The sequence below is a fragment of the Pseudomonas machongensis genome (assembly GCF_034961125.1).
GTDB lineage: Bacteria > Pseudomonadota > Gammaproteobacteria > Pseudomonadales > Pseudomonadaceae > Aquipseudomonas > Aquipseudomonas machongensis.
On record NZ_JAYFUI010000187.1, the window covers coordinates 543,559 to 565,061 of the forward strand.

Sequence of the window (21,503 nt, forward strand, 5' to 3'; positions counted from 1 at the left end):
AGTCGGCCTCTCTGCCGGCAAAGCTGCGAAGAGGCCGGGGCAGCTCAGGTTCAGAGCTTGATCAGTACCGACTTGAGCTCGGTGTAGTAGTCGATCGCCGCGGCACCCATCTCCCGGCCGACGCCCGACTGTTTGTAGCCACCGAAAGGCAGGGCCGGGTCCAGCGCACTGTGGCAGTTGACCCAGACCGAACCGGACTTGATGCGCGGAATCATGCGGTGCACGGCGCCCAGGTCGTTCGACCAGATGCTCGCGCCCAGCCCGGAAGGGTTGTCATTGGCCATGCGCACGACCTCGTCGATATCGTCGAAGGGCATCGCCACCAACACCGGGCCGAAGATTTCTTCCTGGACCAGGCGATGGCGCTGGTCGACATCGACGATCACGGTCGGCTTGACGAAGTAGCCCGGCCCGTAGCGCTCACCGCCGCAGGCGATGGTCGCGCCGAGCTCGCGGCCCAAGGCGATGTAGCTGCTGACCCGATCCTGCTGCTTGGCGGAAATCAGCGGCCCCATCTGCACCGCCGGGTCCAGGCCGCTACCGAGTTTCATGCCGTTGGCGATGCCGGCGATGTCGGCTACCACATTGTCGAAATGCTTGCGGTGCACATACAGGCGCGACCCTGCACAGCACACCTGCCCCTGGTTGAAGAAGATCGCCGTGGCCGCGCCGGCGGCGGCTTCCTGCAGGTTGGCGTCGGGCATGACGATGGTCGGCGACTTGCCGCCCAGCTCCAGGGTGACGCGGGTCATGTTGTCCATCGCGGCCTTGCCGATCAGCTTGCCGACTTCGGTGGAGCCGGTGAAGGTGAGCTTGTCCACGCCCGGATGGCGGCTGAGGGCGGCGCCAGCGTTGAGCCCGGTGCCTGTGACCACGTTGAACACGCCAGCCGGATAACCGGCTTCATCGACCAACTCGGCGAGCTTGAGCGCCGTCAGTGGGGTTTCGTCGGCAGGCTTGAGCACCATGGTGCAGCCGGTGGCCAGCGCCGGACCGAGTTTCCAGCAGGCCAGCAGCAGCGGGAAGTTCCAGGCGACGATCGCACCGACTACGCCTACTGCTTCGCGGCGGATGAAGCCGTGGAACTGCTCGTCGGGCATCAGCGGCATCGACGCTTCGACGGTGCTGCCCTCGATCTTGGTGGCCCAGCCGGCCATGTAGCGCAGGAAGTCGATGGCCAGTTGCACGTCCATGACCTGGGCGACGTTGGCGCTCTTGCCGTTGTTCAGGCATTCGAGCTCGGCCAGTTCGCGGGCATCACGGGCCATCAGGTCGGCCAGGCGCCACAGCAGGTTCTGCCGTTCGCGAGGGCGCATCCGGCTCCAGGGCGAGTCGTCGAAGGCCTGGCGGGCTGCGCGCACGGCACGGTCGACGTCCTCGCTGTCGGCCGAGGGAACCTCGCCGAGTATCTCGCCGGTGGCCGGGTTGCGGAAGCTCAAGGTGCGGCCACTGGCAGCGTCCTGCCAGTCGGCGCCGATGCGCATCTTCAGCTTGCGCGCGAGGAACGCCTGGGTATCGGGCAGGATGGGCAGGTCGGAAAGCATGGGGCGGTGCCTCTTGTCATTGGAGTGTGGCAAGGGCGGCGCAATGGCCGTGCCAAGGTGGGTTGGCGGGCTTAACTCGTTGATCAGGCTAATTTTTGTTCTGACGCATAGGGTGGGTTGCGGCGCTGTGCTGTTGCACATTGAGACGGTGTGAGACGGTGGTGAAACAGGTAGACCGCGCTGGCCTTTTCGCGGGCAAGCCCACTCCAACAGGTATTGAATCCTGCACCAACCAGTGGGAGCGGGCTTGCCCGCGAAAAGACCACCACCGATACCCCCTGTCTCAACCTGAAACAACCTGTCGCGAATTGGGACGTTCCGACCCGCCGCCACTGACCGGGGCAGACCGCTCAAAGCAGCTCAAGTCACTGAAAAAACGCCACTTTCAAACACCTGGCACGCTTTCTGTATTGCCACCGTCACATGCACCGGCGGTACCCAAGCGTGCGATAACGATAAGAACAACACCGTGGAGGTCTGATCTTGAAGACGACTCGACTCCGGCAGCAGGCAGGCACATTGGCGCTGGTCGCCGCCGCCCTGCTGAGCGCCCAGGCCATGGCGGCCGAACCGGGCCCGGCGATTTTGCAGAACAAGTGCATGGGGTGCCACATCCCCGAGGGCAACGATGCCTACAGTCGTATCAGCCACCAGCGCAAGACCCCTGAAGGCTGGTTGATGAGCATCGCCCGCATGCAGGTGATGCACGGCCTGCAGATCAGCGACGACGAGCGCCGCACCCTGGTCAAGTACCTGGCCGACAAGCAGGGCCTGGCGCCGAGCGAGACTGATGGCGTGCGCTATGCCATGGAACGCCGGCTCAATACCGTCGAACACTTCGATACGCAACTGGCCGAAACCTGCGGCCGCTGCCATTCCGGTGCCCGTGTCGCATTGCAGCGGCGCCCTGCGCAGGAATGGGAACACCTGGTCAACTTCCACCTTGGCCAGTGGCCGTCCCTCGAATACCAGGCCCAGGCACGTGACCGTGACTGGCTGGAAATCGCACTCAAGCAGGTGGTGCCGGACCTGGCCAAGCGCTTCCCGCTCGATAGCCCCGCCTGGAGCGCGTGGCAGAAGGCCAAGCCCCAGGCTGACGCGTTGCCGGGGCAGTGGGCGTTCAGTGGTCATATGCTTGCCAAAGGCGATGTCCGGGGCGTGATGACGGTCAGTGCCGACCAGGGCGACAGTTTCAAGGTCGAGGTCAAGGGGCAGTACGCCGACGGCACGCCGTTCAACGGCAGCGGCTCGGCGATCCTCTACAACGGCTATGAGTGGCGCGGTAACGTGAAGATCGGCGACAGCACGATGCGCCAGGTCTTCGCGGCCCTCGATGGCGAGATGAAAGGGCGCATGTTCGAGGCCGAGCACGACGAGCGCGGCCTCGATTTCACCGCAGCGAAGGAGGGCAAGGCTCGCCTGCTGGCGGTGCAGCCGGCCTTCATCAAGGCCGGGGACGAGCGCGAGATCACCTTGGTGGGCAACGGCTTGTCCGGCAAGCCCGAGCTGGGTGCCGGTGTGCAGGTGACCGAGATTCTGGAGCAGACCCCAACCCTGGTTCGGCTCAAGGCCCGCGCCGCAGCCGATGCCGCACCTGGCCAGCGCGAGGTGACGCTGGGCACGCTCAAGGGCGTGAATCTTGCGGTCTACGACAAGGTCGAGGAGGTCAAGGTGGTGCCGGCGTTCTCCATTGCCCGCATCGGCGAGAACGGTGCTTCGGTACCCAAGGTCCAGGGGCGCTTCGAGGCCGAGGCCTGGGGCAAGGACGACAATGGCCAACCGTTGCGCATTGGTTATCTGCCAGCCACCTGGAGGGTCGAGCCGTTCAACGAGCGCGCCGTCGAGGACGAAGACGTCAAGTTCGCCGGGCAGATGCAGGCCGACGGCGTGTTCGTACCCGGCGGTGCCGGTCCGAACCCGGCGCGCAAGATGATGACCAACAACGCCGGCAACCTGAAAGTCATCGCCACGCTGGCTGACGGCGGGCAGACGGGTGAAGGCCACATGATCGTCACCGTCCAGCGCTGGAACAACCCGCCGCTGCCATAAGGGCAGCAGGCACGGTTTTTCCAACGGATCGATTATCGGGAGATCACCATGGGCGCACTACTGAATCTGGTCGAACGCAATCTGCATGAAGTGCAGGTCGATGCCGACCGCATGCTGTTCCATATCCCCAGCAGTTCGCTGTTCACCGCCGACGCGGTGACTGGCGGCATCATCGACACCCTGCGCCAGCAGGGCTGCTCGGCCGAAGAGCTGATGCAGCGCCTCGGCGAGCAGTTCGCGGGCGACGATATCCAGGAAACCCTGCGCGAGCTGATTGCCCTGGAGCTGGTCAGCGACGGTTCGCCGCTGACCCCGGAAATCGCCCTCAAGCAGGTCGAGCGCACCGCACTCAATACGGTGGTGCTCAACGTCAACACGGGCTGCAACCTGAGTTGTACCTATTGCTACAAGGAAGACCTCGACAAACCTTCGGCAGGGCGCAAGATGAGCGCCGCCACCGCCGAGGCTTCGGTGGAGATGCTGCTCAAGGAGTCCCCCGACGAAACCCGCTACAGCGTGGTGTTCTTCGGCGGCGAGCCGCTGTCCAACCGGCCGCTGATCGAGCACATGGTCGGCTATTGCGAGCGACGTTTCGCCGAGGCCGGCAAGCAGGTGGAGTTCATCATGACCACCAACGCCACGCTGCTCACCGAGGAGATCGTCGATTGGCTCAATGCCCATCGATTCGGGCTGTCGGTGAGCATCGACGGGCCGAAGACCGTGCACGACCGCAATCGCATCACCGTGGGCGGGCAGGGCACCTACGATGTGGTGCGGCGCAAGGCCGACATGCTGCTGTCGCGCTATGACAGCCGCCCGGTCGGCGCCAGGGTGACCCTTACCCGGGGCATCACCGATGTCGAGACCATCTGGAACCACTTGTTCAACGAGCTGGGCTTTGCCGAAGTGGGCTTCGCCCCGGTGACATCGGGCGACATGGCCGACTTCAACCTCACTGGCGAAGAGCTGGTGCAGGTGTTCGCCAACATGAAGGCGTTGGGTCGCCAGTACCTGGAGGCGGCGTTGCAGCACCGCAACATCGGTTTCTCCAACCTGCACCAACTGATCACCGACATCCACGAGGGGCACAAGAAGGCGCTGCCCTGCGGCGCCGGCCTGAAAATGCTGGCGGTCGACCACGAGGGTGAGCTGAACCTGTGCCACCGTTTCACCGGCTCCAGCCTGCCGACCTTCGGCAACGTGCACACGGCGGTCAAACAGGTCGAGCTCAACGATTTCCTGTCCCAGCGCCTGGACCGCAGCGGCACCGGATGCGACAGCTGCCGCATTCGCAACCTGTGCTCCGGTGGCTGCTATCACGAGAGCTATGCGCGCTACGGCGACCCGCAGCACCCGACCTACCACTACTGCGAACTGATGCGCGACTGGGTCGACTTCGGCATCGAGGTCTACAGCCGCATCATGGCCGCCAATCCGGCCTTCATCGATCGCTACATCACTCCTCGCAAGGCGCACTGACATGAAGCACTTGAAGCCCCTGAACAACAAGGCGCGCATTCTTGAACAGGCTGCCGCCGAAGACCGCGTCGAAGAAGTCATGGCCATGAGCGCGGTGGCCGGTTGTACCGCCACCACCGACCCAGGCTGGGAAGTGGACGCCTTTGGTGGCGTCAGCTCGTTGTGCCAACCCATGGAGGCTGACCTGTACGGCTGCTCCGACCCTTGCTGGTGGCCGGCCCAGGTGCCCGACATGATGAGCACCTACCAGGATTGGAACGCCCAGGCGAGCAATTCGCAGGACGATTGGCGCAACCTCGGCACCGTATTCCCGAAAGACAAGTGACCGGCCCGACAAGAACGACAAGGGGAAACCGCATGAAACCTGGATTCTGCGCGCAACTGGCGCTGTGCGTCGCCACCTGCGCCGCTACACTGGCCGTGCACGCCACTGACGGCGACGCCGGGCCGGCCCTCAAGCCTGGCCATGAGTACTTGATCGCCACCAACTACCCGAACAACCTGCACGTGGTGGATGTGGCCAGCGATACGCTGTTCAAGAGCTGTCGCCTGCCGGACGCCTTCGGCCCGGGCACGGCGATGATGGCGCCGGACAACCGCACCGCCTACATCCTCAACAATCACTATGCCGATATCTATGGCATCGACCTGGACACCTGCAAGACCACCTTCCACGCCAACCTGTCGAGTGTGCCGGGCGAGGTGGGCAAGTCGATGTACTCCTTCGCCATCAGCCCCGACGGCAAGGAGGTCTATGCCACGGTCAATCCGACCCAGCGATTGAACGACCACTACGTGGTCAAGCCGCCACGCCTGGAGGTGTTCAGCACAGCCGACGGGGTAGGGGCCAAGCCGGTGCGCACCTTCCCCATGCCGCGCCAGGTCTACCTGATGCGTGCCGCCGACGATGGCAGCCTGTTCGTCGCCGGGCCGGATATCTACAAGATGGACGTCAAGACCGGCAAGTACGAAGTGGCGCTGCCGCTGCGCAACTGGAACCGCAAGGGCTACAGCGCGCCCGACGTGCTGTACTTCTGGCCGCACCAGAGCCCGCGCCACGAGTTCTCGATGCTATATACCATCGCCAGGTTCAAGGATGAAAAACAGGATCCGGCAACCGCCGAGCTGCTGTACGGCTACCTGAGCGTGGACCTCAAGACCGGCAAGACCCACACCCAGGAGTTCGCCGATCTGACCGAGCTGTACTTCACCGGGCTGCGCTCGCCCAAGGATCCGAACCAGATCTATGGTGTGCTCAACCGCCTGGCTCGCTACGACATCAAGCAGCGCAAGCTGGTCAAGGCGGCGAACCTGGACCATACCTACTACTGCGTGACCTTCGACAAGGCGGGCGACAAGCTCTACCTGGGCGGCACCTTCAACGACCTGGCGGTGTTCGACCCGAACACGCTGGAGAAGGTGAAGAACATCAAGCTGCCGGGGGGGGACATGTCGACCACCACGCCGCAGGTGTTTGTCAGGTAATCGGTCGTCTGTGACGGCCCTATCGCGGGCAAGCCCGCTCCCACAGCTACCCACTTTAGGCAGAGGGTTAACTGTGGGAGCGGGCTTGCCCCGCGATAGGGCCCGCCTAAACAACACAATAATTATCAGGCCCCTCTATGACCCACCCCAGTCACACCCAGGGCAACCCGGACAAGCCCTTGCTCGACCACTGCATCGGTGACGCCTTCGACGCCACCGTGGCCCGCTTCCCCGACCGCGAGGCCCTGGTGGTGCGTCACCAGCAACGGCGCTACACCTGGCGCCAGCTGGCCGATGCCGTTGAACAGCATGCCCGCGCGCTGATGGCGCTCGGCGTGCAAGCGGGCGATCGCCTGGGCATCTGGGCTCCCAACTGCGCCGAGTGGTGCATCACCCAGTTCGCCAGCGCCAAGATCGGTGCGATCCTGGTCAACATCAACCCGGCCTACCGCAGCAGTGAGCTGGACTACGCCCTGAGCCAGTCTGGCTGCCGCTGGGTGATCTGCGCAGATGCGTTCAAGACCAGCGACTATCACGCCATGCTCTGCGACCTGGTGCCCGGATTGTCGGCCTGCAAGCCCGGGGCTGTGCACTGCGAGCGCCTGCCGGAGCTGCGCGGGGTGATCAGTCTGGCGTTAAAGCCACCGCCAGGCTTTCTCGCCTGGTACGACCTGCAGGCTCGCGCCGGTGAGGTCAGTGTCGAGGCGCTGGGCCGCCGTCAGGCGAGCCTGCGCCCGTGCGAGCCGATCAATATCCAGTACACCTCCGGCACCACCGGCTTCCCCAAGGGCGCGACGCTCAGCCACCACAATATCCTCAACAACGGGTACATGGTCGGCGAGAGCCTGCGCCTGACCGAGCATGACCGCCTGGTGGTGCCGGTGCCGCTCTACCACTGCTTCGGCATGGTCATGGCCAACCTCGGCTGCATGACCCATGGCAGCACGCTGATCTACCCCAACGATGCCTTCGACCCCTTGCTCACCCTGCAAGCCGTGGCCGAGGAACGCGCCACTGCGCTGTATGGCGTACCGACCATGTTCATTGCCGAACTGGACCACCCGCGTCGCAGCGAATTCGACCTCTCCAGCCTGCGCACGGGGATCATGGCTGGCGCCACCTGCCCGATCGAAGTGATGCGAAGGGTGATCGACGAGATGCACATGGCCGAGATACAGATCGCCTATGGCATGACCGAGACCAGCCCGGTGTCGTTGCAGACCGGCCCGGAGGACGAACTGGAAGTGCGCGTGACCAGCGTGGGCCGTACCCAGCCGCGCCTGGAGAGCAAGGTCATCGACGCCGAGGGCAACACCCTGCCACGCGGCGAGATCGGCGAGCTGTGCACGCGTGGCTACAGCGTCATGCTCGGCTACTGGAACAACCCGACGGCCACCGCCGAGAGTATCGACGGGGAGGGTTGGATGCACACCGGCGACCTGGCGCAGATGGACGAGGCCGGGTTCGTGCGTATCGTCGGGCGGAGCAAGGACATGATCATTCGCGGCGGGGAGAACATCTATCCGCGTGAGCTGGAGGAGTTCTTCTTCACCCACCCGGCGGTGGCCGACGTGCAGGTGATCGGCATTCCGTGCAGCAAGTACGGCGAGGAGATCGTCGCCTGGGTGCGATTGCATCCGGGGCACAGCGCCAGTGCCGAGGCGTTGCGCGAATGGGCCAAGGCGCGCATCGCGCACTTCAAGGTGCCGCGGCATTTCCGTTTCGTCGACGAGTTTCCGATGACGGTGACCGGCAAGGTGCAGAAGTTTCGGATGCGTGAGATCAGTGTCGAAGAACTGGGTGGGGTGTCAGCCGGCTAGCGTAACCACTCCGGGCTGTTGAAGTTGCTGAGCCGCTCATCGTCGACGGCACATTCCAGCCCCTCCAGCGATTCACGCGACAAGGCCCGCTGCAGGCTGCGCTCACCGGCCTGCCAGGCCTGTTCCAGCCCTGGCAACAAGCGCGTCGGCAAGACGCTGAACATCGGCTGCCAATACCCTCCCTGGCGTACCATCGCAGCGCTGTCACGGCGGGCAGCCAACCCGCGCAGCGCATCGATCAGCGCCTGGTCGACCCGCGGCGAATCGCAGGCCAGCACCACCACCCACGGGTGTCTGGCCACCTTGAGCCCGGCAATGACGCCGGCCAGTGGCCCGGGATAATCCGCCTCGGCATCGCCCACACATTGGTCGGCATAGGCGGCATAGGCGTCCCGGTTGCGGTTGCAGGAAATCACCAGGTCGTCGCTCAGCCCCCGCACCACCCGATGGATGTGTGCGACCAGCGGTTCGCCGCGCCATTGCAGCAGGCCCTTGTCGCGCCCGCCCATGCGCTGGCCACGGCCACCGGCGAGGATGAGGATGGAGCAGGGGGGCAGGGCGGCAGGCATGAAAAAGGGTCCCGGGCAGTCGATGCCCGGAACCCTCTCATTCAACGCCTGGCTTGTCCAGTCAGGCGTCGTGGGGTACTGCATGATCCGGTTCAGCGCGGCGCTTGCCGGCGAGCCGCATCACCACCACGAAGAACACCGGTACGAACACCACCGCCAGTGTCGCGCTGAGCATCCCGCCGATCACGCCGGTGCCGATCGCCTGCTGGCTGGCTGAGCTTGCGCCGCGTGCGATGGCCAGCGGCACGACGCCGAGGATGAACGCCAACGATGTCATGACGATCGGGCGCAGGCGCAGGCGGGCGGCCTGCATCGCCGCATCCGCAGCGTCGACCCCCTGATCCACCAGGCTCTTGGCGAATTCGATGATCAGGATCGCGTTCTTTGCCGACAGGCCAATCAAGGTGATCAGGCCGACCTTGAAGAACACGTCATTGGGCATGCCGCGCAGGGTTACCGCAAGCACGGCGCCGAGCACACCCAGCGGAACCACCAGCAACACTGCGGTAGGGATCGACCAACTCTCGTAGAGCGCTGCCAGGCACAGGAACACCACCAGCAGCGACAGGGCCAGTAGCAAGGGCGCCTGGCTACCCGAAAGACGCTCCTGCAACGACAGACCGGTCCATTCCAGTGCGCTGCCGGTCGGCAGTCGATCGACCAGGCGCTGGATTTCCGCCATCGCCTCGCCGGAGCTGTAGCCGCTTGCCGGTTCCCCGGAAATAGACACTGCCGGGTAGCCGTTGTAGCGGGTCAGTTGCACCGGGCCGCTGAGCCAGCGGGCCTGGACGAATGCCCCCAGTGGCACCATCTTGCCGCTGCTGTTGCGCACGTGGATCTTCAACAAGTCCTCGACCTGGCTGCGCTGGTCACCCTCGGCCTGCACCACCACGCGCTGCATGCGGCCCAGGTTGGGGAAGTCGTTGACATAGTTCGAGCCCACCGCGGTGTTGAGCACGGCGCCGATGTCGGCAAAGGAAACCCCGAGGGCGTTGGCCTGGCGTCGGTCGATTTCCAGTTGCACCTGCGGGCTTTCGGCCAACGATGCCTCGCGCACGTTGGTCAGCACCTTGCTCGTGCGTGCGTTGGCCAGCAGTTCGTCGCGGGCGGCCATCAGCCCGGCATGACCCAGGCCGCCGCGATCCTGCAGGCGGAACTCGAAACCCGTGGACTCGCCCAGGCCATCGACTGGCGGCGGCAGCACGGCATAGGCCACGGCATCCTTGAGCGCGGCGAAGGCCATGGTGGCACGGTCGGCGATCGATTGTGCGCTGTCGTCGGCGCCGCGTTCTGACCAGTCCTTCAGCGTGGTGAACGCCAGCGCGGCGTTCTGCCCGCTGCCTGAGAAGCTGAAACCGAGAATCAGCGTGGTGTTACCCACCCCGGGTTCTGCGGCATTGTGCGCCTCGATCTGCGCCGCCACCTGCTCGGTACGCATGCGACTGGCGCCTGGCGGAAGCTGGATATCGGTGATGGTGTAGCCTTGGTCTTCGGTCGGCAGGAAAGCGCTGGGCAACTGGCTGAAGCCATAGGCCAGCACCGCCACCAGCAGCCCGTAGAGCAACAGGTAGCGCCCGCTACGTGCCAAGGCGTGGGCGACCCAGCGCTGGTAACCATTGCTCATGCCCTCGAAGCGGCGGTTGAACCAGCCGAAGAAGCCCTTGCGTGCGTGATGCTCGCCCTTGGCCACTGGCTTGAGCAGGGTGGCGCACAGTGCCGGGGTGAGGCTCAGGGCGAGGAAGGCCGAGAACAGGATCGACACCGCCATCGACAGCGAGAACTGCTGGTAGATGACGCCCACCGAGCCTTTCATGAAGGCCATCGGCAGGAACACTGCCACCAGCACCAGCGTGATGCCGACGATGGCACCGCTGATCTGGCCCATGGCCTTGCGTGTCGCGGCCTTCGGCGACAGGCCTTCCTCGGCCATGATCCGTTCGACGTTCTCCACCACGACGATGGCGTCGTCCACCAGGATGCCGATGGCCAGCACCATGCCAAACAGGGTCAGCACGTTGATCGAGAAACCCAACGCCAGCATCACCGCGAAGGTGCCCATCAGCGCCACCGGAACCACCAGCGTAGGGATCAGCGTGTAGCGGATGTTCTGCAGGAACAGGAACATCACCGCAAACACCAGCAGCATGGCTTCGAACAGCGTGCTGATGACCTGCTGGATCGAGACCTTGACGAACGGCGAGGTGTCGTAGGGGATGTCGTACTTCACGCCGGTCGGGAAGTAGCGTGCCAGCTCATCCATCTTCTGGCGTACCAGGGTCGCGGTTTCCATGGCGTTGGCCCCCGGCGACAGCTTGACGCTGAAGGCACTGGTGGGCTTGCCGTTCAGGCGTGTGCCGTACTGGTATTCCTGGGCACCGATCTCGACCCGCGCCACGTCACCCACGGTGACCACCGAGCCATCCGGGTTGGCCCGCAGCACGATGGCCGCGAACTCCTCTGGCGTGCTCAGTTGGCCCTTGACCACCACGTTGGCGGTGATTTCCTGGGTCGCACGGGCGGGCAGGTCTCCGATGCTGCCGGGTGCAACCTGGGCGTTCTGCGCGGCGATGGCGTCGGCGACGTCCTGGGGCGTGAGCTTGAAGCCGACCAGCTTCGCCGGGTCGATCCAGATGCGCATGGCCCGCTCCGAACCATACAACTGTGCCTTGCCGACGCCTTTGAGGCGGCGAATCTCGTTCATCACGTTGCGCGCCAACAGATCGCTGAGGGCGATCTCGTCGTAACTGCCGTCCTCGGAGGTGAGGGTGCCCAGCAGCAAAAAGCCGGTGGAGACTTTTTCCACCTGCAGGCCTTGCTGCGTGACGGGCCGCGGCAGGCGCGACTCGACCACCTTGAGGCGGTTCTGTACATCGACCTGGGCCAGGTCAGGGATGGTGCCCGGCTCGAAGGTGGCGGTGATGGTCGCGCTGCCCAGGCTGCTCTGGGACTCGAAGTACAGCAGGTTGTCCGCACCATTGAGTTCCTGCTCGATCACGCTGACCACGCTTTCGTCCATGGTCTGCGCCGAGGCACCGGGGTAGACGGCGTACACCTCCACTTGCGGCGGCGCGACATCGGGGTACTGCGCCACAGGCAATTGCGGGATGGCCAAGGCACCGGCGAGCAGGATGAACAACGCAACCACCCAGGCGAAGATCGGGCGGTCGATGAAGAATTGCGGCATGGATCAGGCCCTCACTGGCCGTTGCGCTGGACGATGGGGTTGGCGGCCTTGTCGGCATCGACCCGGACCTGATCGCCGACCTTGACGTGCTGCAGCCCCTCGATCACCACCCGTTCGCCGGGGGCCAGGCCTTCGCTGACGATCCAGCGGTCGCCCTGGGCATTGCCCAGGACCACCTGGCGTTCCTCGATGCGCTGCTGGGCGTCGACCACCAACACCTTGGGCACGCCTGCGCTGTCACGCAGGATCGCCCGCTGCGGCACGCTGATGCCTTTGGGCTGCAGGGCCTGTTCGAGGCGCACACGCACGTAGCTGCCGGGCAACAGATCGAGGTCAGGGTTGGGGAATTCGCTGCGCAGGGTGATCTGGTTGGTGCTCGGGTCGACGCTGATATCGGAGAACAGCAGCTTGCCCGGCAGCGGATAGGCACTGCCGTCGTCCTGAATCAGGGTGGCGCGGGCCTGGTCCTGGCCGACCTGCTGCAGCTCGCCAGCGCGCATGGCGCGGCGCAGGGCGTTGAGGTCGCGGGTCGACTGGGTGACGTCGGCGTGGATCGGGTCCAGTTGCTGGATGACGGCCAACGCGGTGGTTTCGTTCTGTCCGACTAGCGCCCCTTCGGTGACCAGCGCGCGGCCAACCCGTCCGGAGATCGGTGCGGTGACCGTGGCATAGCCCAGGTTGAGTCGCGCGCGTTCGAGTGCGGCCCGGGCTTCGGCAACCTGGGCGTCCGCCTGGAGGAAGGCGGCACGGGCATTGTCATATTCCTGGCGGCTCACGGCCTTGTCGTCGACCAGCTCGCGGTAACGTTGTTCCTGCAGACGCGCCTGGTACAAGGTGGCTTCGGCCTTGGCCAGCGCGGCGCGGGCACTGTCATGGTCCGCCTTGAACGGCGCCGGGTCGATGAGGAACAGCACATCGCCCTGCTTGACGTCGCTGCCCTCGCGATACACCCGCTTGAGCACCACGCCGGCAACCCGGGCGCGGACTTCGGCGGTGCGTGGCGCGAGAATCCGCCCGCTGAGTTCGGTGCTGATCGCCATGGCTTGCAACTGTACGGTTTCGACCCGCACCTGGGGGGCGGGTGCCTGCGCGTCCTGTTCGGGGGCGTCGTTGCAGCCGGTCAGGGCCAGTGTGAGCAAGGCGAGAATCGCCAAAGGGCGCTTGGAGAAGGGAATGGACATACGGATCTTCCGGATAGGATCGCCCCTATGCTAAGGCAGGCGCTCGCGCATGGGCTGTTAAGCTGTGTAGGCCGTGTGTGAAAAAGTGTAAGGCTCGTGCCGTGTGGAGCGTAGGATTCTATATCCTGCGAGCAACTGACTGCACTGGCCCCATCGCCGGACAAGCCCGCTTCCACAGGTGTTCGCAGCCTCTGTAGGCGCGGGCTTGTCCGGCAATGACGACGGTAAGGTCTCAAGCCTATTTGTTCATGACGACCCACATGCCAAACATCCTTCTGGTCGAAGACGACAGCGCGCTGTCCGAACTGATTGCCAGCTACCTGCAGCGCAACGACTTCCACGTCCGGGTCATCGCCCGTGGCGATCATGTGCTTGACGAGTTTCGTCGTCAGCGCCCCGACCTGGTGGTGCTCGATCTGATGCTGCCCGGGCTTGACGGCCTGCAGGTGTGCCGCCTGCTGCGCCAGGAGTCGCAAAGCCTGCCAATCCTGATGCTGACCGCCCGTGACGACAGCCATGACCATGTACTGGGCCTGGAAATGGGCGCCGACGACTACGTCACCAAGCCATGCGAGCCCCGCGTACTGCTGGCCCGGGTCCGCACCTTGCTGCGCCGTAGCAATGTCAACGAACCACGGCTCGATAGCGAGCTGATTCAGGTCGGTGGCCTGAGCATCAATCTGGCCGAGCGCACCGTGAGCTGGCGCGGCTGCGAGGTGGAGCTGTCCAGCGGCGAATACAACCTGCTGGTGGTGCTGGCACGCAATGCCGGTGAAGTGCTCAGCCGCGACCGCATCCTCCAGCAACTGCGCGGCATCGAGTTCAACGGTACCGACCGTTCGGTAGACGTGGCCATCTCCAAGCTGCGGCGCAAATTCGACGACAATGCCGGCGAAGCCCGCAAGATCAAGACCGTGTGGGGCAAGGGCTATCTGTTCAGCCGGGTCGAGTGGGAGTACTGAGGCGCCATGCTCAAGATCCTGGTGCGCCTGTACCTGGTGATCATCGTCGCCTATGCCGGTGCCTTGCTGCTGATCCCCGACGCTATCGTCGGGGCGTTCCATGAACGCTTCATGGCGTACAACCTCGATCAGGCCAAGGGCGTGCAGTCGTTGATCGTCCGCCAGTTCCATCAGGCCCCGCGCGAGCAATGGCCTTCGGTGGAGCAGGACCTGGCCTCGGCCTTCGCGCCCCTGCAGGTGCAACTGCTGCGCATGGACGCCGCCGACCTTGCGCCGCAGGAGCGGGCGAGGCTGGAGCACGGGCTGTATGCAGTGCGCATCGCCGACTGGGGCTATTACGAAACCGTGCTGGCGCCGCTGGACAAGGACTGGCTGGTGCGCCTGCACTCGCCGCCGGATCCGCTCGACATCAACGTGTTGTCGTGGGGCGTCACGGTACTGATCGGTGCCGCCATGCTGGGTTGCCTGCTGCTGTGGGTCTGGCCGCACTGGCGCGACCTGGAACGGCTCAAGGAAACCGCGCGGCGCCTGGGGCGCGGGGAGATGGCGGAGCGTACGCAGATCTCGCCGCGCTCGAACATCGGCGAGCTGGCCGGAGTGTTCGACACCATGGCAGGCGACCTGGAGCGCCAGGTCAACCAGCAACGCGAGCTGCTCAATGCGGTCTCGCATGAGCTGCGTACCCCCCTGACGCGCCTGGACTTCGGCCTGGTGCTGCTGTTCGATGAAGTGCCGCCGGCCAGCCGCAAGCGTTTGTTGGAACTGGTGGGGCATGTGCGGGAGCTGGACGAGCTGGTGCTTGAGCTGCTGTCGTACAGCCGCCTGGAGAACGCCGACCAGGTCCGCGAGCGGGTCGAGGTGTCGTTGCTGGAGCTGGTCGACAGTGTGCTGGGCAGCTTTGCCGAAGAACTCGATGGTCGCGGGATCAGATGGGAGGTGCGCGCTGACGACAGGCTGCCACGTTTCGTGCTCGATCCTCGCTTGACCGCGCGGGCGGTGCAGAACCTGGTACGCAATGCCATGCGCTATTGCGACGAAAGCCTGCTGCTGCGACTCAAGCTCGAGGCGGATGGCGCTTGCCTGCTGACGGTAGAGGATGACGGGATCGGTATTCCGCCTGAGGAGCGCGAGCGGATCTTCCAGCCGTTCTACCGCCTGGACCGCAGCCGGGACCGCAGTACCGGTGGTTTTGGCTTGGGGCTTGCGATCAGCCGCAGGGCGATCGAAGGGCAGGGCGGGACGCTGACCGTGGCGCAGTCGTCATTGGGTGGGGCGCAGTTCAGGATTCGTCTGCCGGCGGGATGATCAAAGGTAAGGGATCGTCCCGCGACCGGCCGTAACCAGCGGAACCGCTCTCACCGCAATTCCCCCGCTGCCTCACGGGCACCGCATTGCACGGTGCCTCGATGAGGCTTGCCGCTTTAGATCACCACACCCTGGCTACGCAGGTAGTCGTCATAGGTGCCGCTGAAGTCGACCACGCCATCGGCCGACAGCTCGATGATCCGCGTGGCCAGCGACGACACGAACTCACGGTCATGGCTGACGAACAGCAGGGTGCCTGGATAGTTCTCCAGCGCCAGGTTCAGCGCTTCGATCGATTCCATGTCCAGGTGGTTGGTCGGTTCGTCCATCACCAGCACGTTGGGCTTTTGCAGGGTCAGCTTGCCGAACAGCATGCGGCCCTGTTCACCCCCGGAGATCACCTTCACCGACTTGAGGATCTCGTCGTTGGAGAACAGCATGCGCCCCAGCGTGCCGCGAATCACCTGCTCGCCGCTGGTCCACTGGCCCATCCAGTCGAACAGGGTGACGTCGTCTTCGAAGTCGTGGGCGTGGTCCTGGGCGTAGTAGCCGACCTCGGCGCTGTCGGTCCACTTGACCGAGCCTGCATCGGGCTGCAGCTCGCCGACCAGGGTGCGCAGCAAGGTGGTCTTGCCGATGCCGTTGGGACCGATGATCGCTACGCGCTCGCCGGCTTCGACGGTAATGTCGAAGTTCTTGAACAGCACCTTGTCGTCGAAGGCCTTGGCCATCTTTTCCACGACCACGGCCTGGCGGTGCAGCTTCTTGGTCTGCTCGAAGCGGATGAACGGGCTGACCCGGCTCGACGGCTTGACCTCGGCCAGCTGGATCTTGTCGATCTGCTTGGCGCGCGAAGTGGCCTGCTTGGCCTTGGAGGCGTTGGCCGAGAAGCGGCTGACGAAGGTCTGCAGCTCGGCGATCTGGGCTTTCTTCTTGGCGTTGTCCGACAGCAGCTGCTCGCGCGCCTGGGTGGCGGCGGTCATGTACTCGTCATAGTTGCCCGGGAACAGGCGCAGCTCGCCGTAGTCCAGGTCGGCCATGTGGGTGCAGACGCTGTTGAGGAAGTGACGGTCGTGGGAAATGATCACCATGGTGCTGTTGCGTGCGGTGAGCACGTTTTCCAGCCAGCGGATAGTGTTGATGTCCAGGTGGTTGGTCGGTTCGTCGAGCAGCAGCACGTCCGGATCGGAGAACAGTGCCTGTGCCAGCAGCACACGCAGTTTCCAGCCAGGCGCCACTTCGCTCATCGGCCCGAAGTGTTGCTCCAGCGGAATGCCCAGGCCCAGCAGCAGCTCACCGGCGCGCGATTCGGCGGTGTAGCCGTCCATCTCGGCGAATTCGGTTTCAAGCTCGGCGACGGCCATGCCGTCTTCTTCGGTCATTTCCGGCAGCGAGTAGATACGGTCGCGTTCGGCCTTGACCTTCCACAGTTGGCCGTGGCCCATGATCACCGTGTCGATGACGCTGAACTGCTCGTAGGCGAACTGGTCCTGGCGCAGCTTGCCCAGGCGGGTGTTGGGCTCGAGCATGACCTGGCCGGCGGATGGCTCCAGGTCGCCACCGAGGATCTTCATGAAGGTCGACTTGCCGCAGCCGTTGGCCCCGATCAGGCCGTAGCGGTTGCCGTTGTTGAATTTGACCGAGACGTTCTCGAAGAGCGGCTTGGAGCCGAACTGCATCGTGATATTGGCTGTAGAAATCAAGTACTTGTCCTGCGGGAGTTCCAGAGGTGTATGTATGGCCTTTCGTCATGCCTGAACGCTTGTAGAGCGGCTTGACGCTAGGCGGCAGCTTTCCCGCTCACCCGAGGCCTGGGAGGAGCGGCAGTCCATTCGAGTGGTGTCGCGGGCGACATGCAAGTGCCGTGGCCGGTGGCAGCGATGCCGGTATGAGGCTCGCGCAAGGCGTACTGGCAATGTTCACGGAGGCTCAGCGCTTCATGCGCTGATTCGAGGGCGCGGATTGTATCACCTGGTTGATCGATCTACAGCCCACTTTGCAGGGGGGCGGATAAATAGCCTGCCAAAGCAAGGCTGAGACCTCAGCGCGCCTGGGTGAACGCCAGGAAGTAGCCATTGCAGTCACGCACGCCGAACTCTCGCGAGCCGTAGGGCATGTCCTGGAGTGGCCAGGCGATATCGGCTTTTTCACGCACGCGTTCGAAGTAGCCATCGACATCGGCGATCACGAAATAGAACGTGCCGGAGCATTGCGGTGAATGGCCCCACAGGTCTTGCTCGGTGAACACGATCCGGTTGTCGTCGAGGTGGACGGTCAGTGTCGCTTGCTGCGAATCAGCAACCTCGAAACCCAGGGTCTCGCGATAATGCTCCCGGGTTTTCTGCAGGTCATTGCAACGCAACAGGGGGCTCAGCGGCATGGTGTTCTCCGGATGGCGGGACAGGGGGGTGGCTGATAGTAGCGTCTTGCTCAATGGGACGAAACATACACGGGTGAGCCAGAGGGGGCGGGCAGTGCATAGGTTGCCTTCATCCAGTCGATCTCGGCCTGGGGCGTACGGCCGAAGAAGCGCTTGAACTCGCGACTGAACTGCGAGGGGCTCTCGTAGCCGACGCTGAAGGCGGCTGCCGATGCGCTCAAGGCATCGTGCAACATCAGCAGACGTGCCTGGTGCAGGCGGGCCGACTTCAGGTACTGCATGGGCGAAGTGTTGGTCACGCTACGAAAGTGCCGATGGAAACTGGGCACGCTCATGCTGGCCTCGCGGGCCAACGACTCTACGTCCAGATGCTCCCGGTAGCGGCTGTGAATGGTGCGCAGGGCGCGGGTCACCTTGGCGAAATGGCCGTGCCGACCCAACGCCGCCCGCAGCGAGCCGCCCTGCGCGCCAGAGAGGATGCGGTAGTAGATTTCACGCACCAGCGCCGGGCCGAGGATCTGTGCGTCGCTGGCGACGGTCATGGCCTCAAGAAAGCGCAGTGTGGTGACCTGCAGCGCATCGTCCATGGGGGAGGCGTACATGCCCTGCGGCGGTTCGCTGCTGCTGCCCAGCAGTTCATCCACCTGCAGGGTCAGCTCGCTGGCCAGCTGCAGGTCCAGGCGTATGTAGATGGCCAGCATCGGCTCGCGTTCGCTGGCATCGGTTTCCATGGTGAAGGGCACCGGAACCGACACCACCAGGTAGTGCCGAGCGTCGTAGACATAAACCTCGTCACCCAGGTAGCCGCGTTTGCAGCCTTGGCAGAGGATGACGATGCCGGGTTCGTAGAGCACCGGCACATGGCTCAGCGGCCGGTTCGAGCGCAGGAAGCGCACGTCTTGCAGCGCGCTGAGGTTATAGCCTTCCACCGGCGCGAGCTGCGTGAGCAACTGCACCATGCGCGCGCTGCGGGTGTCGGTCTGTGTCACTGCCCGGTCCTCTGCCTGGCGCTCAACCATCGGTCGAGCAGGTCAGGTCTTGCCATTGATCGATCTCCTTGCTCATGCGCTGCAGCTTGTCGCGCACCAGGCCCAGTGCGTCGCTGCCCAGCAACAGGTGGTCGGGCGGGCTGGGGCTGGCGATGACCTGCAGGATCGCCTGGGCGGCCTTGCGCGGATCGCCCAGCTGCTTGCCGCTCTTGTCCTGGCGCGCCTTGCGAATCGGGTCGAAGCTCTGGTCATAGTCGGCGATGCTGCGCGGCGAACGCTGCATGGAGCGACCGGCCCAGTCAGTACGGAACGAGCCCGGCGCCACTGCGGTGACGGCGATGCCGAACGGGCGAAGTTCCTGGCTCAGGGTATCGGAAACGCCTTCCAGTGCGAACTTGCTGGAGCAATAGTAGGCGATGCCCGGCATCGTGATGGTGCCGCCCATGGAGGTGATGTTGATGATGTGCCCGGCGCGCCGCTCGCGAAAATACGGCACGAAGGCCTTGGTGATGGCCACGGCGCCAAACACGTTGACCTCGAACTGGCGGCGCATCTCCTCCAGTGGCGATTCCTCGAAAATGCCTTCGTGGCCGTAGCCTGCGTTGTTCACCAACACATCAATGGGGCCGTGAAGCGCCTGCACCTGTGCAACCACCGCGTCTATGCGGGCGAAGTCGGTGACATCGAGGATCACCGCGTGAGCGCGTTCGCTGTCCAGGGTCTGAAATGCCGTCAGCGCGCTGTCATTGCGCACGGTGCCGATGACGCGATGGCCTGCAGCAAGCGCGGCCTGGGCCAGGGCACTGCCAAAACCACTGCTGACGCCGGTAATAAAGAGAGTCTTGCTGTCACTCATGATCGCGATCCTGTGTGTGGAGTACGCGAGCATGCTAGGTGGATTGGCTGATCGTCCCTATGCCGGGGGCTCTTGAAACCTTGCCCATTTCTATCAGAAGCGAGCGTGGTCATCCTGCGCGGGATGCTGCAGGCAAAGAAAAGCCCGCTGGGGAGGGCGGGCGAAGTATTTCACGGATGTAGGATAACTGTGCCAGCCGCGACGTGAAAATGTCGTGAAGGGGGTGTCAAAAAATACGTACAACGGGCAGAAACCAGTTTTGGGAAAGCCCCTACTGCAAATGGCTATTTGGATGGCATACATCGCTAAAGCGTCCCTGGAGAATCCTTTCTCGGTCAATGTCGATCAACGTCTAGAGGAACGATTCCGTGTGCTTTCACAAAACCAGAACCATGGGGGCGCTTCTTGCGCTCCTGGCGCTGCAGGGTTGCGCCAGCATCATCAGTGACTCCAAGTATCCGGTGACTGTCACGAGCAGCCCGGCGGGTGCGAATTTCGAGGTCATCAACAAATCAGGGGTGGTCGTTCATCGCGGCAGCACCCCTGGGGTCGTGACACTGATGTCGGGGGAGGGCTATTTTCGCGGCCAAACCTACACGTTGCGCTTCATGAGGGAGGGGTACCCGGATCGACAGGTCGAACTCGACTCGAGAGTGGACGGTTGGTACTGGGCGAACATCTTGTTTGGCGGTGTTATCGGCATGCTGATCGTCGATCCGCTGACCGGTGCCATGTACAAGTTGCCGGACGAGGTCTCAGCCGACCTTGGGCAGCCGGTGGCGGAGGCGATGCAGGACGCGCTTCGGATCGTCTCGATCAATGACCTTGATCCCGCGCAACGCGCCCAGCTTGTTGCCCTTCAATAAGGGGAGATTGGGCGGGGGTGCAGGGAAGGTCGCATGCCCTGCACCCACCTTGCGCTGTCAGAAGCCAGGCGCGATCTGCCCTTTGTAGCGGGTCAGGATGAATTGACGTACTTCAGGGGAGTTCAGCGCCTTGGCCAGTTTCTGGATGCCGGGATCCTGCAGATTGTCCGGACGCGCCACGAGGTATTCCACGTACAGATCCTTGCCTTTTTCGACGATCAGCGCGCTGCTGGTATCGATACCTGCCTCCAGCGCGTAGTTGGCGAACACGAATGCCAGGTCCACCTGTTTCACCGAGCGCGCCAGCATTGCCCCTTCCAGCTCACGGATCTTCAACTTGTGCGGGTTGGCGACGATGTCGCGCTGGGTCGACTGTGGGTTGCTGGGGTCCTTGAGTTCAATCAGCCCGGCCTCGGCCAGCAGTACCAGGGCACGACCGGTGTTCACCGGGTCATTGGGAATGGCCACGCTGGCACCGTCCGGCAGCTCCGCGAGGCTCTTGTACTTGGCCGAATAGGCACCGAACGGCTCGATGTGCACACCGACCACCGGGACCAGGTCGGTGTGTCGAGTCTTGTTGAAGTCGTCGAGGAAGGGACGGTACTGGTAGTAGTTGGCGTCCAGGTTCTTCTGCGCAAGCTGCAGGTTGGGCTGGATGAAGTCATTGAACACCTTGATGTCCAGGTCGACACCTTCCTTGGCCAGTACCGGTTTTACGAACTCGAGGATCTCGGCGTGGGGAACGGGGGTGGCACCGACGACCAGGTGCTCGTTGGCCTGCACGTTGAGGGCGATGACCGCAGCCAGGGTGGCGAGGATTTTTTTCATGGGAAT

The 21,503-nt window shown here is 63.9% G+C and carries 17 protein-coding genes; 8 read left to right on the forward strand and 9 right to left on the reverse strand.

Annotation, left to right across the window (positions count from 1 at the left end; translation table 11 throughout):
* Positions 1 to 50: 50 nt before the first annotated feature.
* On the reverse strand, positions 51 to 1,544 hold the full coding sequence (locus tag VA602_RS21350) for an aldehyde dehydrogenase family protein (protein WP_323454256.1): 1,494 nt from the start codon (positions 1,542 to 1,544) through the stop codon (positions 51 to 53).
* 483 nt (positions 1,545 to 2,027) lie between these two features.
* On the opposite strand from VA602_RS21350, the gene peaA reads away from it, so the two are divergent.
* The 5 genes from peaA (at position 2,028) to VA602_RS21375 (ending at position 8,377) form a co-directional block, all read left to right on the forward strand.
* A complete protein-coding gene (gene peaA / locus VA602_RS21355) occupies positions 2,028 to 3,593 on the forward strand; it encodes a quinohemoprotein amine dehydrogenase subunit alpha (protein ID WP_323454257.1) in 1,566 nt (521 codons plus the stop codon).
* 48 nt (positions 3,594 to 3,641) lie between these two features.
* On the forward strand, positions 3,642 to 5,072 hold the full coding sequence (gene peaB, locus VA602_RS21360; protein ID WP_197889663.1) for a quinohemoprotein amine dehydrogenase maturation protein: 1,431 nt from the start codon (positions 3,642 to 3,644) through the stop codon (positions 5,070 to 5,072).
* A gap of 1 nt (position 5,073) precedes the next feature.
* Positions 5,074 to 5,397 (forward strand): quinohemoprotein amine dehydrogenase subunit gamma, encoded by a 324-nt coding sequence (gene qhpC / locus VA602_RS21365; protein ID WP_054891339.1) that lies wholly within the window; start codon positions 5,074 to 5,076, stop codon positions 5,395 to 5,397.
* Between the two features lie 32 nt (positions 5,398 to 5,429).
* Positions 5,430 to 6,557 carry a quinohemoprotein amine dehydrogenase subunit beta gene (peaD, locus tag VA602_RS21370; protein WP_323454258.1) on the forward strand — a complete coding sequence of 376 codons (1,128 nt, stop codon included), beginning with the start codon at positions 5,430 to 5,432 and terminating at the stop codon, positions 6,555 to 6,557.
* 137 nt (positions 6,558 to 6,694) lie between these two features.
* On the forward strand, positions 6,695 to 8,377 hold the full coding sequence (locus VA602_RS21375; RefSeq protein ID WP_323454259.1) for an AMP-binding protein: 1,683 nt from the start codon (positions 6,695 to 6,697) through the stop codon (positions 8,375 to 8,377).
* Here VA602_RS21375 and mobA read toward each other — a convergent pair.
* The 3 genes from mobA to VA602_RS21390 form a co-directional block, all read right to left on the reverse strand.
* Positions 8,374 to 8,946, reverse strand: a complete 573-nt coding sequence (gene mobA / locus VA602_RS21380) for a molybdenum cofactor guanylyltransferase MobA (RefSeq protein ID WP_323454260.1) — start codon at positions 8,944 to 8,946, stop codon at positions 8,374 to 8,376. The two genes, VA602_RS21375 and mobA, sit on opposite strands and share 4 nt — an antisense overlap.
* A gap of 61 nt (positions 8,947 to 9,007) precedes the next feature.
* Positions 9,008 to 12,130, reverse strand: coding sequence for an efflux RND transporter permease subunit (locus tag VA602_RS21385; RefSeq protein ID WP_323454261.1), 3,123 nt, complete (start codon positions 12,128 to 12,130; stop codon positions 9,008 to 9,010).
* 11 nt (positions 12,131 to 12,141) lie between these two features.
* Complete coding sequence (locus tag VA602_RS21390; RefSeq protein WP_054891344.1) at positions 12,142 to 13,311, reverse strand: efflux RND transporter periplasmic adaptor subunit; 1,170 nt, start codon at positions 13,309 to 13,311, stop codon at positions 12,142 to 12,144.
* Positions 13,312 to 13,571: 260 nt separating this feature from the next.
* On the opposite strand from VA602_RS21390, the gene VA602_RS21395 reads away from it, so the two are divergent.
* A complete protein-coding gene (locus tag VA602_RS21395) occupies positions 13,572 to 14,273 on the forward strand; it encodes a response regulator transcription factor (protein WP_323454262.1) in 702 nt (233 codons plus the stop codon).
* 6 nt (positions 14,274 to 14,279) lie between these two features.
* Complete coding sequence (locus VA602_RS21400) at positions 14,280 to 15,578, forward strand: ATP-binding protein (protein WP_063544840.1); 1,299 nt, start codon at positions 14,280 to 14,282, stop codon at positions 15,576 to 15,578.
* 116 nt (positions 15,579 to 15,694) lie between these two features.
* Here VA602_RS21400 and VA602_RS21405 read toward each other — a convergent pair whose 3' ends face one another.
* The 4 genes from VA602_RS21405 to VA602_RS21420 all read right to left on the reverse strand — a co-directional run bounded on the left by VA602_RS21405 (position 15,695) and on the right by VA602_RS21420 (position 19,803).
* Entirely contained in the window at positions 15,695 to 17,281 is a 1,587-nt protein-coding gene (locus tag VA602_RS21405) for an ABC-F family ATPase (protein WP_054891347.1), read from the reverse strand.
* A 338-nt stretch (positions 17,282 to 17,619) separates the two neighbouring features.
* The gene (locus VA602_RS21410) at positions 17,620 to 17,958 is read right to left on the reverse strand and encodes a VOC family protein (RefSeq protein WP_323454263.1); all 339 of its coding nucleotides are present in this window, start codon (positions 17,956 to 17,958) and stop codon (positions 17,620 to 17,622) included.
* A 50-nt stretch (positions 17,959 to 18,008) separates the two neighbouring features.
* Positions 18,009 to 18,917 carry an AraC family transcriptional regulator gene (locus VA602_RS21415; protein ID WP_323454312.1) on the reverse strand — a complete coding sequence of 303 codons (909 nt, stop codon included), beginning with the start codon at positions 18,915 to 18,917 and terminating at the stop codon, positions 18,009 to 18,011.
* Between the two features lie 52 nt (positions 18,918 to 18,969).
* A complete protein-coding gene (locus VA602_RS21420) occupies positions 18,970 to 19,803 on the reverse strand; it encodes an oxidoreductase (RefSeq protein ID WP_323454264.1) in 834 nt (277 codons plus the stop codon).
* A gap of 368 nt (positions 19,804 to 20,171) precedes the next feature.
* On the opposite strand from VA602_RS21420, the gene VA602_RS21425 reads away from it, so the two are divergent.
* On the forward strand, positions 20,172 to 20,669 hold the full coding sequence (locus VA602_RS21425; protein WP_323454265.1) for a hypothetical protein: 498 nt from the start codon (positions 20,172 to 20,174) through the stop codon (positions 20,667 to 20,669).
* Positions 20,670 to 20,726: 57 nt separating this feature from the next.
* Here the strand turns inward: VA602_RS21425 and VA602_RS21430 are convergent, their stop codons facing one another.
* Positions 20,727 to 21,497, reverse strand: a complete 771-nt coding sequence (locus VA602_RS21430) for a MetQ/NlpA family ABC transporter substrate-binding protein (protein ID WP_112898218.1) — start codon at positions 21,495 to 21,497, stop codon at positions 20,727 to 20,729.
* Positions 21,498 to 21,503 lie beyond the last annotated feature (6 nt).

Coding starts and splice junctions, on each gene's coding strand:
- VA602_RS21350 (WP_323454256.1), bottom strand. CDS start 1,544: ATGCTTTCCGACCTGCCCATCCTGCCCGATACCCAGGCGTTCCTCGCG.
- peaB (WP_197889663.1), top strand. CDS start 3,642: ATGGGCGCACTACTGAATCTGGTCGAACGCAATCTGCATGAAGTGCAG.
- qhpC (WP_054891339.1), top strand. CDS start 5,074: ATGAAGCACTTGAAGCCCCTGAACAACAAGGCGCGCATTCTTGAACAG.
- peaD (WP_323454258.1), top strand. CDS start 5,430: ATGAAACCTGGATTCTGCGCGCAACTGGCGCTGTGCGTCGCCACCTGC.
- VA602_RS21375 (WP_323454259.1), top strand. CDS start 6,695: ATGACCCACCCCAGTCACACCCAGGGCAACCCGGACAAGCCCTTGCTC.
- mobA (WP_323454260.1), bottom strand. CDS start 8,946: ATGCCTGCCGCCCTGCCCCCCTGCTCCATCCTCATCCTCGCCGGTGGC.
- VA602_RS21385 (WP_323454261.1), bottom strand. CDS start 12,130: ATGCCGCAATTCTTCATCGACCGCCCGATCTTCGCCTGGGTGGTTGCG.
- VA602_RS21390 (WP_054891344.1), bottom strand. CDS start 13,311: ATGTCCATTCCCTTCTCCAAGCGCCCTTTGGCGATTCTCGCCTTGCTC.
- VA602_RS21395 (WP_323454262.1), top strand. CDS start 13,572: ATGCCAAACATCCTTCTGGTCGAAGACGACAGCGCGCTGTCCGAACTG.
- VA602_RS21400 (WP_063544840.1), top strand. CDS start 14,280: ATGCTCAAGATCCTGGTGCGCCTGTACCTGGTGATCATCGTCGCCTAT.
- VA602_RS21410 (WP_323454263.1), bottom strand. CDS start 17,958: ATGCCGCTGAGCCCCCTGTTGCGTTGCAATGACCTGCAGAAAACCCGG.
- VA602_RS21415 (WP_323454312.1), bottom strand. CDS start 18,917: ATGGTGCAGTTGCTCACGCAGCTCGCGCCGGTGGAAGGCTATAACCTC.
- VA602_RS21420 (WP_323454264.1), bottom strand. CDS start 19,803: ATGAGTGACAGCAAGACTCTCTTTATTACCGGCGTCAGCAGTGGTTTT.
- VA602_RS21430 (WP_112898218.1), bottom strand. CDS start 21,497: ATGAAAAAAATCCTCGCCACCCTGGCTGCGGTCATCGCCCTCAACGTG.